Source organism: Diaphorobacter sp. LR2014-1 (genome assembly GCF_002916785.1).
GTDB lineage: Bacteria > Pseudomonadota > Gammaproteobacteria > Burkholderiales > Burkholderiaceae_C > Diaphorobacter > Diaphorobacter nitroreducens.
Genome location: NZ_MTBE01000025.1, coordinates 55,247 through 66,334 on the forward strand (window position 1 = coordinate 55,247; position 11,088 = coordinate 66,334).

At 66.0% G+C, this 11,088-nt stretch carries 10 protein-coding genes; 3 read left to right on the forward strand and 7 right to left on the reverse strand.

The genetic code is table 11. The features are described 5' to 3' along the window. Positions 1-2,625, forward strand: coding sequence for an ATP-binding protein (locus BV908_RS15830; RefSeq protein ID WP_003050276.1), 2,625 nt, complete (start codon positions 1-3; stop codon positions 2,623-2,625). Between the two features lie 40 nt (positions 2,626-2,665). On the opposite strand, the gene BV908_RS15835 is transcribed toward BV908_RS15830, so the two are convergent. From BV908_RS15835 to BV908_RS15865, 7 genes are read right to left on the reverse strand one after another with little or no spacing between them, the layout of a single operon-like run. After that, positions 2,666-3,415 (reverse strand): TIGR03747 family integrating conjugative element membrane protein, encoded by a 750-nt coding sequence (locus tag BV908_RS15835; protein ID WP_003050279.1) that lies wholly within the window; start codon positions 3,413-3,415, stop codon positions 2,666-2,668. After that, positions 3,412-5,604: a type IV conjugative transfer system coupling protein TraD gene (gene traD / locus BV908_RS15840; RefSeq protein ID WP_003050282.1), complete on the reverse strand. Its 2,193-nt coding sequence runs from the start codon at positions 5,602-5,604 to the stop codon at positions 3,412-3,414. Before traD ends, BV908_RS15835 begins: the two co-directional genes overlap by 4 nt. Positions 5,605-5,608: 4 nt before the next feature. Beyond that, positions 5,609-6,157, reverse strand: coding sequence for an integrating conjugative element protein (locus BV908_RS15845; protein WP_003050285.1), 549 nt, complete (start codon positions 6,155-6,157; stop codon positions 5,609-5,611). Further along, positions 6,154-6,744 (reverse strand): transglycosylase SLT domain-containing protein, encoded by a 591-nt coding sequence (locus BV908_RS15850; protein ID WP_003109780.1) that lies wholly within the window; start codon positions 6,742-6,744, stop codon positions 6,154-6,156. Before BV908_RS15850 ends, BV908_RS15845 begins: the two co-directional genes overlap by 4 nt. Then, positions 6,726-7,463 (reverse strand): TIGR03759 family integrating conjugative element protein, encoded by a 738-nt coding sequence (locus BV908_RS15855; RefSeq protein ID WP_003050292.1) that lies wholly within the window; start codon positions 7,461-7,463, stop codon positions 6,726-6,728. Before BV908_RS15855 ends, BV908_RS15850 begins: the two co-directional genes overlap by 19 nt. Positions 7,464-7,475: 12 nt before the next feature. Then, the gene (locus BV908_RS15860) at positions 7,476-8,120 is read right to left on the reverse strand and encodes a hypothetical protein (protein ID WP_044396544.1); all 645 of its coding nucleotides are present in this window, start codon (positions 8,118-8,120) and stop codon (positions 7,476-7,478) included. Beyond that, the gene (locus tag BV908_RS15865; RefSeq protein ID WP_020307822.1) at positions 8,117-8,716 is read right to left on the reverse strand and encodes a PilL N-terminal domain-containing protein; all 600 of its coding nucleotides are present in this window, start codon (positions 8,714-8,716) and stop codon (positions 8,117-8,119) included. Before BV908_RS15865 ends, BV908_RS15860 begins: the two co-directional genes overlap by 4 nt. A 222-nt stretch (positions 8,717-8,938) precedes the next feature. On the opposite strand from BV908_RS15865, the gene BV908_RS15870 reads away from it, so the two are divergent. Beyond that, positions 8,939-9,820, forward strand: a complete 882-nt coding sequence (locus BV908_RS15870) for a hypothetical protein (RefSeq protein WP_246867524.1) — start codon at positions 8,939-8,941, stop codon at positions 9,818-9,820. A gap of 5 nt (positions 9,821-9,825) precedes the next feature. Further along, on the forward strand, positions 9,826-11,052 hold the full coding sequence (locus BV908_RS15875; protein ID WP_103738104.1) for an IS256 family transposase: 1,227 nt from the start codon (positions 9,826-9,828) through the stop codon (positions 11,050-11,052). The last annotated feature ends 36 nt before the right edge of the window (positions 11,053-11,088 follow it).

An 11,088-nucleotide genomic window follows, 5' to 3' on the forward strand; every position in this document is an offset into this window, starting at 1 on the left:
GTGGCAAGCATACGTTCGGAGTACCACCGGTTCCTAGCGCACTTGGCGCAGCGGCACGTGCACGACGACGTGCGCCGGCTGGCGCACCTGGTGCTCGATCACCTGCAGCCACTGGCCGAGGTCGGTGCTGCACGCCGGGGGCGCTCCACGCGCTTGGCGCCGCTGGCCATCGCGCATCTGGCGCAGATGCCTGTCGCCTACAACGGGGACGCGCGCGGCCCCGAAAACGGGCCGGCGCTCGGGCGACTGCACCAGCTCGAAGTCGGGCCGTTTCGAGGATTCATGCGGCAGGAGACGTTCGACCTCAGCCATGACATCACCTTGGTCTACGGTGCCAACGGCACCGGCAAGAGCAGCTTCTGCGAAGCCTTGGAAGTGGCGATGCTCGGTTCGATCAGCGAAGCGCAGGCCAAGCGGGTCGACCAGCGGACGTACTGCAACAACGCTCGCCTGCGCCGTCATGTCGCGCCTGTCCTATCGTCCCGGGCGGAAGACCAGCCCCAGGCCGTCCAGCCAGATGAAGCCGAATACCGCTTCTGCTTCATCGAGAAGAACCGCCTTGACGACTTCGCCCGCATCGCCGCGCGGACGCCGGGCGACCAGCGGCAACTGATCGCAACCCTGTTCGGCGTGGACCAGTTCAGCGAATTCGTGCGGGGCTTCAACCCTTTGCTTGATCAGGACCTGATGCTCACCGGTGTCCAAGCTGCGCAGCTGGCACAACGCCGCGTACAGTTGGCGAACTCCGAGCAGACGATCGCCGCCTATCCGCAGAAGATTGCTGCGGTCGAGGCCCTAGAGCAGGCCTTGGCGCAGCGCATGTGGCCTGGCGCGACCTACCAGGCCTGCGTCGACTGGCTGCTCGGCACACCGCAGCAACAAGGGCGGCTGCCGTACGTCCAGGCACAACTGGACGCCAACCCGCCTGCCATTTATGAAGTGACGCAGGCCCGTCTGCAGGCGTTGCTGGCAGAGGCTTATCGGATCCAGGGACTGTGGCGGGCGTCTTCCGGGCAGCTTGCCGCCCGCGCCGGCGAGGTGTCATACGCGAAGCTCTACGAGGCCGTGTTGGCGCTGGCGGACGGGGCGACGGCTTGCCCCGCCTGTGGAACTGCACTGGCCGCTGTGGCGCAGGATCCGTTCGCGAAGGCACGCGCGGGCCTGGAGCAGCTTGCTCAACTGGCTGCCCTCCAACAGCAGGAGACTGGACATCGCACGCAGTTGAGCGAGGCGGTCCGAGTTCTGTGGGAGGAGATGCGCCGCGTGGTAACGGCGGGTGCCGTTGCCTGTCCGGCCGAATCACAGGGTGCTGGCCTGCCGCTGCTGCCTCCCACTGCGGCCGGCAATTGGCTTGGTGCCTGGGTCGATGGAGATCGACGTGCCTGGAACGCTCTGCTGCGGATCGCCGAGATCATTGAAGGGGTCGACGCGCAGGCGCGGGAAGTGCATGCCCAGCGCGGCGCATTGGCACAGGAGCGAGATGGCCTACAGCAGCACCAGTTGGAGGTCCAACGACTGCGCACCTTGCGGGGGGCGGCCGATCAGGATCTGGCCACTGCCCGCCAGACCGTCGCCCAGTTCGACGAGGCGAACCGCGAACTGATCGAGGTCGTTGCTGCGGAAGTGGCGGTGGTGGCGCACCATCAGCGGGTCAAGGTTGCCTACGACGGCTTTTTGCCCGAGATTCAGGCCTACCTTGCCGCACTTCCAGGTGTGCTGCTCCAAGGGCTGGGAGAGCAAGCGCGCCAGCTCTACAACGCATTCAACCGGGCCGATCCGCCCGGCGATCTGCTGCACGCGCTGTGGCTGCCAGTGGCCGAGAACGGCAAGATCGAGGTGGAGTTCGCTGGGGAGCCGGGTGTCCGTTACGACGCGCTAATCGTGTTCAGCGAGGGGCACATCAAGTGCCTCGGCCTGGCGATACTACTCGCCAAAAATATCGCGCAGGGTTGTCCCGTCGTCATCTTTGATGACGTCGTCAATGCGATCGACGATGACCACCGCGACGGCATCTGGCGCACCTTCTTCGAGGATGGCCTGCTCGACGGTAAGCAGGTCATCCTCACCTCGCACGCCGAGGAATTCCTGCATCGCATCCAGCAGGAGCTGGGCGCCCGGCGCGCTGGCGCCATCAAGCGCTACAAGTTTCTCCCGCATCAGGGAGAGCACGAACTGCGGGTCGACAGCGACCCGCCAGCGAAGAACTATGTTCTTCTGGCCCAGCAGGCGTTGGCGGCTGACGAGAAACGCGAGGCACTGCGTCAGGCCCGGCCGGCGCTGGAGAGTCTGACGGACCGCCTGTGGACGTGGCTGGGTCGGCGGACGGACGGCCGGATCGACATCAAGCTGAGCGGGCCCCGCGCGCCTTGGGAGCTGAACAATAAATGCACCAAGTTGCGGTCGGCCGTCGAGCGTATCGCGGCGCAACACGCGGGTGCGCCGGATGCCGTGGGGGCGTTGGTCAGGCTGCTCAATGTCAGCGGTACGAGTATTGAATGGGGTTACCTCAATAGCGGTGTGCACGACGCTCAGCGCGATCATGAGTTCGATCGGGCGACGGTAAGAACGGTCGTCGAGGCGGTTACGGCGTTGGATGCTGCTCTTGATACCCTGCAGAACCGATGAACGGCACACGGCTTTGCAGAGCAGTGCCGCCCGTGTCACCTCATAAGTACTTCTTGAAGCTGCCTGCGGTCAGGCTAACTGCCATCCCCAGCAACGCCGCGCTGGGCAGCAGGATGACCAGAGGATGCACCGATATGGGCAGAGCGAGATAGGTGACCCAAGGCAGCACGGCCAACGGCATCAGGCTGGCCTTCGCGCGGTGGTAGATGAAGCCGGATTCGCGGCCCGCGCCGAACCGGCGCACATCCCGTCGCACCAGGCCGTCAATCAGGCCGACGAATGCCGCCGTGAGGATCAGCGGCAGCGTGAGCACCAAGACCAGCAGGCGCACCAGGAAGGTGAGCGTCGTGAAGGCCGCAGCGATCAGGTAGCTCTCGGTCCAGACATAGACCTGGCTGATCCAGTAGCGGAAGTTGTGGGTCTGCCCGTGGCTGGGCGCTCGGGCGCGCTCGGCGGTCTGGCTCATGTGCTCCAGCAGCCCCGAGCGCACGAACACCCATTCGTATCCGGTGTCCACCAGCTCGTGCGCCGTCCGTCCCGGCTCCTGTACGACCACGCTGCGCGTGAAGTGGCTGGACAGGTGCCCGAGTTCGTACTGCAGCATCTGCTGGGAGTGGCGCCAGCCCTGGTCCTTCCAGAACAGGTGCATGCCGACGCACTCCACCACGATCGAGAACAGCAGCGAGCCGATCAGCACCCCGAGTAACCGGAACGGTAAGGTGAGGGTGCCGACGATCAAGCCTTGGCGTTGGTTCTGCTCCCGCTGCGCGGTCGAGGCGGCATCCTTCATGGCACGGCCTCGTTGCCCGCGCCATCGTCGGCGCCGGTGGCCACCGCGTCGGGCTCGGCCGCAGCGGCATCGTCCAGCAGGTCGTCGGGCAAGGCCGCATCCTGCAAGGCCGGCGAGCTGGTGAACTCCCACCACTGCGTGGCCTCGCTGTAGCTCTGGCGCATGTACCCGGCCAGTTGCTGCAGGTCCGCCGGCATCACTTCATCCGGGTCCGGCGCCGGCAGCGGCATGCGTACCTTCCAAAGCTGGCCGCCCTGCAGCAGCGCGAAGCATTGGCCTTTGGGCAGTCCAACGACGTGCGACGGCTCGATCATCGGCACGCTGGACATGCTGATGCGGTCCTGCGTGTTGCTGGTGAAATCCGTCGCCCCACGGATGTCCGAGCTATCGGTCGCGCCGGAGACGATGGTGGTGGTATAGACCTCGACCTTCGGCAACTGCCTCGTCAGCAGTTCGGCCGTGGCCGTCTCCCTGACCCTGAGCATGAACAGGTTGTTGAAGTTACCGATCACCTGACCGGCCTTCGCGCGGTTGCCGATGCGGGCCTCGATGTCCGAGAGCGTCTGCGTGTACGCCGTGACTTGCAGGCCGGCACCGCCGCCCTTGTTGATTAGCGGGATGAATTCATCGCCCATCAATTCATTGAATTCATCGGCATGAACGTTGATGGGCACGCGCGCACCGGCCGTTGCGCCCGGGAGGCCATCGTCGATCCCGTGCTTGTAGATGTGCCCGGCGACCGACACGAGATCGCTGAACATCGAATTGCCGACCGCTGCGGCAACCTCGGCGTCGGATAGCGCGTCCAGACCCACATAGACGACTGCGCGCTTTCGGATGACCTGCATCCAATCGAAGATCGGGCGCGGGTCGGCCAGGTCGGAATAATTTGGGGCCAAAAGCTGGGAAATCTTCCCGCTGGTGAGCTTCTCCAGCAGCGGCAGCAACGACGCGACGATCTTGTCGAAATACGTCTTGTCGTAGCGAACCGCCGAGCGCAGGCCGTCGAGAACCGGGTCGTAGTTGCGGGCCTGGGAGAGGTACTGTTCCAGCGCCACCACGCGCTTCTCGCGCCCGATCATGTTGCGCGGGATGTTCTTCTCGTTGAGCTTGGCCTCGATCTGGACGATCACCTCCCAGGCTTTGGGCTCAGTCTTGGCGAAGTAGTGCTGGGCGTACTCGATGAACAGCGCGTCGATGTTGATGACGTGCCGCTGGATCAGCATGTAGTCCGGGCGCTGCCCCAGCTCCACCAGGGCGCGGGCAATGATGTTCACGAAGCGCCATGCGAACTCGCGGAACGCCGCGCTGTTGCCTTCGCCGGAGAGCTGCCCCGCCACCCGGGTCGCCACTTCGCTGATGCGGCCGAAGCGGCCCACCGCGTTGTAGCGCGCCGAAATGTCCGGCCAGCCCAAGTGGAAGACGTAAAACTCGCCTTCACGGCCCGCGCGCTGGGCCTCGGCATACATCCGCTTGAGCAGGTCCGCGTCCCCCTTGGGGTCGATGACGATCACGACCTCGTGCTCGCCTGCGGCGTTCTTGCGGCGGATGTCCTGCGTGACGAACAACTCGGCCAGCCGCGTCTTGCCCACCCGCGTGGTGCCCAACACCAGCGAGTGTCCGACGCGCTCCCCCAGCGGCAGGCTGACGTCCACCTCGTCGGGCTCGATGCCATGCAGGCGCGGCAGGCCGCCGACAGGCGGCAACGGGCGCACGGGGTTGAAAGGCACGTCCCAGCCCGTGAGCGCGGGCAGCCGGGACAGCGGGAACGGCGCGAACTCCAGCCGTTCCTCCAGGCGCCTGGCCAGCCGGTAGGCCGGCGTCGGCTCGACGTAGCGGCGAAACTCCGGCCGGTACGTCTGCATCAGCCTATGGGTGTGCTTCTGCTCCCAGAGAAACCCGCGCCCCACGAACAAGCGCTGCTGGCTGACCGGCACGTCCTTGCTCGTCATCACGTACCGCGGCAGGCGGCGGATGTTGTGCCGGTAGCGCAGAATGACGCGGGCATCGCGGTAGCGGATCGCGCCGTAGGCACCGAATGCCAAGGCGCTGCCGACGCCCATCGAAGGGCTCAGCGCGAGCGACCATGGGGCCACCAGGCACAGAAACGCGGCGCCTGCACACGCCGCGATGGTGTATAGCTCCACCGCTGGGCGTAGCAGAACCTCGACCGGCTGTTTCCCCGACATGGCTTCATTGCTCGATGCCAGTGGCCGTGATCAGCGCCGGGTAGTGCCGCAGGCCCAGGCGATCGGCCAGGTCGTCGCTGGCAACGGGGGCGAGCGGCAAGCCTGGCGCCAGCGCGCGCAGCCGCGCCAGGCCCTGCGCGGTCTCGACGTTGACCACCAGGCCGACCGCGCCACGTTCGCGCAAAGCGGCGGCGCGGCGCTGCAACCAGGCCCGGGAAGCCTCGTCGTCGCCGATGACCACGAACGGCCGCAGGCCGGGCGCTTCAATCACACGCCGCGCGACGGTGCCAGGCGTGAGCTTGGCGCTGCGCACCGGCAGCATCGCGGCTTCGTCCGCCGGTGTGGCAGGAAGCTGGGGCGTCGGGATGGACGGCCGCGCCGGTGCGTTGGCGCGCGGCTGGAGATTCAGGGCTTCGTAGTACGGCAATGCCGACGTGCCGCCACGGTCCTCGACAACGATCAGTGGCTCGCCGGCACGCGAGGCCAGCGGCAGGCCTGACAGCAGCATGAGTAGGCCCGTGAACGCGAGATGGGCGGGATGGGGTTTCGTCATGGGGAGGTCTCCTGGCGCGCCGCGAGGACCGCGGCGGCTGGTCGCGTGCCCTGCACGCGGGCAAGGTGGCGCGACACGCTGCGCCGATAGCGGGCGGCGGGCTCGCCGCCTGCGGGGCGGTGGTAGCGGCCGATCGCCAGCAGCCAGTCCTCGCCGGGGGTGTGCTGCTCCTTCAGGATCTCGGCGGCAACGGCCAGGTTGCGATACGGATCCAGCAGGTCGCACGCGCCGGTAAAGCGGTGCTTGTGGTAACCGAGGTTGATCTGGCCCAGGCCCGCATCAATGCGCGTGTGCGGCGTGGCGCGCATCGCCTGCTGCAGGCCAGCGCAGGCGTCGGCGCGCGTGGCGAAGCGGCGCGACTGGCCGGCGACGTTGAGGGACCACGGCCACGGCACCAGGCGCCCGTTGCGCCGGATGCCGCTCTCCTGCAAGGCCACGGCGTAGAGCACGGTCGAGGGGATGCCTGCGCGCTGGGCGGCAAGCTGGTAAGCCGGTGGCGGAACCTCCTGGGCCAGGGCGGCAACGGCATACAGGCCGGCAGTGAGCACCAGTGCGCGCAGGGGCATGGCTACGGCTGGCGCTGCCATTGGCCGTTCACTTCGCGCACGGCGGCGGGCAGATCGCCGGGCAGGCCCAGCGACAGCCAGCGGCCGCCGTCGTGGTTGAGCGTGATGCTGCCGGCGCGCACGCGCGCCGGGTCGATCTGCGCGCGCTTGGCCCAGTCGCGGATGCGCGCGTCATCCTGGCGGCTGCCCACCATGTACAGGTCGAACTCCGCGCCCGAGGATTGCAGGCGCTGCACGAGCTGTCCGCAGGCTGCGCAGCCGTCCTTGACGAACACCGCCATGCGGCCGCTGCCGCGCAAGGGACTGCTGGATGTGCCGGCGCCCGGCTTGTCGTCGGGCAGGTTCACGCGCTGCATCCCCGGATTCAGGCGCTGCCAGGCCTCGTCGTAGGCGCGCTGGTAGGCGAGCAGCTTCTCGACGCGGCGCGCTTCCACCTGCACCTGCAGTTCCGCATAGCGGCGCCGTTCTTCGTCCGTGCGAGCTTCGATGCCCAGGGCGGACAGCGGGTCCAGGTTGGGCGAGTAGATACCCAGCGGCCCATCCATCAGCTCGCGGTAGCGTGCCCATTCTTGTGGCTGCAAGCCCCATTCGGTTGCCACCCGGTCGTCCAGCACGCGGGCGGCCAGCGGGCGCTCCTGGCTCTGTGCGTTGCGCGCCGGGGTCGTTGCGGGCTGCTGCGCCCAGGCGGGCCATTGCGACGACGCCACCAGGACCGCGAAAAGGAGGATCGACGGCTTCATGGGGTGCTCCGGTCAGGGAATCGCCACGCGGCGGGTGTGGTTGCCGGCCTGGAACACTGCGGTGTTGCCCTCGATCGCCTGCAGGCGCCACGGGCCGACCGCATCCCCGGGCAGCAGCACCTGAAGTTGGGCGGGCGTGAAGTCCCCGGTGCTCGGCGCGACGGACACGCTGCGCTGGCCGGCGCGCAGTTCGGCGCCGACGACGCGGAATGACAGCGGCGACAGCTCGGTCTTGGAGGCGGCGGACGTGCGCGATGCGCGCCGCTGGGCGGGTGCGGTGGCACGTGCGGCGGCTTGGCGCGCCTTGATCTGCTCGACCTCCGCGCGAAGCGCCTGGAGGTCGTCGGCCGCTGCGTAGCCACTGAGAGATTTCTCGACCTGGGCCGCGCGTGCTTCCAGGATCTGGCGGGTGTCTTTGAGGTCAGCGTCCGTCGCGACGGCCGGGCGCTGCTGGATGGCCTCGATCGTCTCGGCCAAGCCAGTTGCCTGCGCTTCCAGGCGTTGCAGGCGGGAATCCAGCCGCTCCTGGTCGGCCTGGTCGCTGAGGGCCTGGTAGCCCAGGGCCACCAAGACGCTGAGGAAGACCAACCAGAGCCACAGAAGGCTCTGCACCACCACGACGGCGCCCGGGCGCCGGGCAGACTGTGGGGAGCTCATGGCTGGCCTCCCGAAACCGAAGGCTCCAGCGGGAACGTCTGCACCGCCTCGGCGGCGGGTGGCTCGGATGCGGGTTCGATGACCGCGCTGTCGGCGGGCCGTTCGAAGCAGATTTGCCGTGCGCGGTCATCCGCGTGCAGTTCCCAGGCCGGGCCAGCCAGCGTGAGCAGCGCATCGCGCAAGGTCATGGGGCCGAGGTGCAGGTGCGCCGCCGGCAGCGGCAGCGCGTACAGCTCGATTACCGCGTGTGCCGTCTGGCACAGGCTGTAACCGCTACGCTTGAGCACATGCCGCAGCCCATCGCCGACGGTGGCACGGGCATCTTCGGGCATGGACACGTCGATGGTCTGCAACAGCAGGTCGCGCTGCGCCGCTCTGGGTGCCAGCTCGACCAGCGTGTAGCGACCGTAGCGCACGACGGGGATGTACTCGGGCGCCTCGGGTTCGGGCGCGGCCGAGACTTCCTCGATGGCATCAGGTGCGGGCGGCGCAGTCGTCGTAGCGCAGCCGCCAGCCAGCACCGACCAGAGCAGGCCGAGGACTCCAGCCAGCAGGCGGCGTTCGGGATGGTGAAACCAAGGTGGAGAGGGGCACATAAGCTCGGCGTCCTGAAACATCGAGCCCTCACCATCGCCGCTAAGACCCGGGGCAGCAGCAAACAATGCGAACCACGCTGCGTCCGATTTACCGGCAGCGGTCTAGTCGAACAAAAGCGGCCTTGAGGGGGCCGTAACGGAAAAGCTCGGTCGCGGTCGGCGGATGGAGGCCGGCCGCTTGACTGCTACTATTTGTTAAAACACCAGTGGACGGGGGCGTAAATGAGGGTTTCTCGGGTCAGGTTGATCAATTTCGCCAATTTCTCGGATGTTGATGTCGAGACGGGGGAAAGTATCGTCATCGTGGGAGAGAACAAGGTTGGCAAGAGCAATTTCATTCGCGGCCTGCAGTTGATCCTTGATCCGGGCTTGTCTGAGCGCGATCGACAACTGGGGCTTGAACATTTCTGGGACGGACTTGGCGAAGACAAGGTTGGTGCGACCATTGAGGTCTCTGTGGATCTAACGGACTTCACAAACGATCCCCGACTGATGGCTCACCTCAACGATTGCGTGATTGATCCTGGCCCACCCATGGTGGCCCGACTCACCTACCGCTTCCAGCCTAAGGCGGGCCTGGGGCGCGCTCCGGAATCGTTGAAGGACTATGAGTATGTGATCTTCGGTGGCGACGATCCCGACATGCGTATCGGCGGCGCACTCCGCCGGATGTTGCCAATAGATGTTCAGGTAGCCCTGCGTGACGCTGAGAAGGACCTTGCGAGCTGGCGCAATTCGCCATTGAGGCCGCTCATTGAGGATCTTGCCGCGTCGTTGGATGATGACGCCCGTGAGGAGATTCAGGATCAGGTCGACCAAGCACAGCGAGAGCTGGCTGGACACGAGGAAGTGGTAGCGACAGCAGAACGGATCAGCGAACGGCTGATCGCCATCGCTGGGGGGCAACATGCCGTTCCGGTATCGCTCGGACTTGCACCAACTAGAGTCGACGCGTTGCTGCGCAGCCTGCGGCTGCTGATCGACAACGGCGTACGCGGAGTCGGCGATGCCAGTTTGGGAACCGCGAACCTGATCTTCCTGAGGGTGTGCAGAATTTTGTGTAAACGGACAATCCACCGCCGGCGTAAGCCGGCCTGTCCGTAAGCACAATGAACACCAAGAAACACGACGTACCCGAAGAACTGCTGTCTGGCCTGCTGGCCAACTACAAGAAGCCCGAAGACCTCATCGGCGAGAACGGTCTGCTCAAGCAACTTACCAAGCTGCTGGTCGAGCGAGCCCTGGACGCTGAGCTGACTGAGCACCTGGGCCATGAACGCAACGAGGCGGTGGCCAACCCCGCTGGCAACACCCGCAACGGCAAGAGCAAGAAGACCCTCAAGGGCGAGTTCGGCGAATTGCCCATCGAAGTGCCACGCGACCGCCATGGCAGCTTCGAGCCTCAGCTCATCCCCAAGCACCAGACCCGCTGGGCCGGCTTCGACGACAAAATCATCTCGCTGTACGCCCGTGGCATGACGGTGCGCGAGATACAGGCCCACCTCGAAGAGATGTACGGCACCGAGGTCTCACCCAGCCTGATTTCCTCGGTGACAGATGCCGTGGCCGACGAGGTCAAGGCCTGGCAGGCCCGACCGCTGGAGCCGATTTATCCCATCGTCTATCTGGACTGCATCCATGTGAAGGTGCGCGAGGGCGCGGTGCGGGTCAAGGCGGTGTACCTGGCCATCGGCATCACCATGACGGGCGACAAGGAGGTGCTGGGCCTGTGGCTGGCCCAGACCGAGGGCGCCAAGTTCTGGCTGCAGGTGGTCACCGAGTTGCGCAACCGGGGCGTGCAGGACATCTTCATCGCCTGCGTCGATGGGCTCAAGGGCTTCCCTGACGCCATTGAGGCCGTCTTTCCCAAGGCGGTGGTGCAACTATGCATCGTTCACATGGTGCGCCACAGCCTGAACTACGTCTCATGGAAGCGCCGCAAAGAGGTGGCTGCCGACCTGCGCCGCATCTACACGGCCGCCACCGCCGAGGAGGCCGAGCTGATGCTCGGGGAATTCGAGGAGCGCTGGGATGCCGAGTACCTGCCCATTGGCCAGTCCTGGCGCAGGAACTGGAGCCGACTCATCCCGTTCTTTGACTACCCGCCGGAAATCCGCAAGGTCATCTACACCACCAACGCCATCGAGTCGGTGAACATGGGCCTGAGGAAGCTGACCAAGAACCGGGGCTCATTCCCCAGCGATGAGGCGCTGAGCAAGCTGTTCTACCTGGCCCTGCGCAACATCAGCCAGAAGTGGACCATGCCCATCCGGGATTGGAAGGCTGCGCTGACCCGCTTTACCATTCAGTTCGGAGACCGCATCTCCGTCAACTGAAGTCCGAACCGTTTACACAAAAATTCGGACACGCCC

Bases quoted from the DNA above. Each gene is read 5' to 3' on its own strand.
- BV908_RS15835 (WP_003050279.1), bottom strand. From the start codon at position 3,415: ATGAAGGATGCCGCCTCGACCGCGCAGCGGGAGCAGAACCAACGCCAA.
- traD (WP_003050282.1), bottom strand. From the start codon at position 5,604: ATGTCGGGGAAACAGCCGGTCGAGGTTCTGCTACGCCCAGCGGTGGAG.
- BV908_RS15845 (WP_003050285.1), bottom strand. From the start codon at position 6,157: ATGACGAAACCCCATCCCGCCCATCTCGCGTTCACGGGCCTACTCATG.
- BV908_RS15850 (WP_003109780.1), bottom strand. From the start codon at position 6,744: ATGGCAGCGCCAGCCGTAGCCATGCCCCTGCGCGCACTGGTGCTCACT.
- BV908_RS15855 (WP_003050292.1), bottom strand. From the start codon at position 7,463: ATGAAGCCGTCGATCCTCCTTTTCGCGGTCCTGGTGGCGTCGTCGCAA.
- BV908_RS15860 (WP_044396544.1), bottom strand. From the start codon at position 8,120: ATGAGCTCCCCACAGTCTGCCCGGCGCCCGGGCGCCGTCGTGGTGGTG.
- BV908_RS15865 (WP_020307822.1), bottom strand. From the start codon at position 8,716: ATGTGCCCCTCTCCACCTTGGTTTCACCATCCCGAACGCCGCCTGCTG.
- BV908_RS15870 (WP_246867524.1), top strand. From the start codon at position 8,939: ATGAGGGTTTCTCGGGTCAGGTTGATCAATTTCGCCAATTTCTCGGAT.
- BV908_RS15875 (WP_103738104.1), top strand. From the start codon at position 9,826: ATGAACACCAAGAAACACGACGTACCCGAAGAACTGCTGTCTGGCCTG.